Source organism: Corallococcus praedator (genome assembly GCF_003612125.1).
Taxonomy (GTDB): domain Bacteria; phylum Myxococcota; class Myxococcia; order Myxococcales; family Myxococcaceae; genus Corallococcus; species Corallococcus praedator.
Genome location: NZ_RAWI01001070.1, coordinates 1 through 439 on the forward strand (window position 1 = coordinate 1; position 439 = coordinate 439).

1 protein-coding gene is annotated in these 439 nt (G+C 65.4%); it reads left to right on the forward strand.

Annotated elements, in window-relative coordinates; genetic code table 11:
* Positions 1-350 (forward strand): indole-3-glycerol phosphate synthase TrpC (locus D7Y13_RS43065; RefSeq protein WP_147452724.1); only part of this gene is annotated, 350 nt, incomplete at its 5' end.
* Positions 351-439: the final 89 nt, after the last annotated feature.

The window sequence follows — 439 nt, forward strand, 5'->3', positions numbered from 1 at the left end:
GCCTGGACGATGCGCAGATGGCCGACTTCGAGGCCATCGCCCGCAGCCTGGACATGGCGGTGCTGGTGGAGGTGCACGACGGCGCCGAGCTGGACCGCGCGCTCCAGCTCAAGACGCCGTTGGTGGGCATCAACAACCGCAATCTGCGCACCTTCGAGGTGTCGCTCCAGACCACGCTCGACCTCAAGAAGCACGTGCCGGCCGACCGCCTGCTGGTGGCCGAGTCGGGCATTCTTTCGCCCGCCGACGTGAAGACGCTGCGCGACGCCGACGTGCACGCCTTTCTGGTCGGCGAGGCGTTCATGCGCGCCGAAGACCCGGGCTTTGCGCTGGCCCAGCTGCTTGGTTGATTGCTATATATTTGATAGCTGTTTGCGCCCGTGAATAGGGCGCCACAGGCCATTTCACTATGAACGACACTGCGCACCCGCCCGCCACC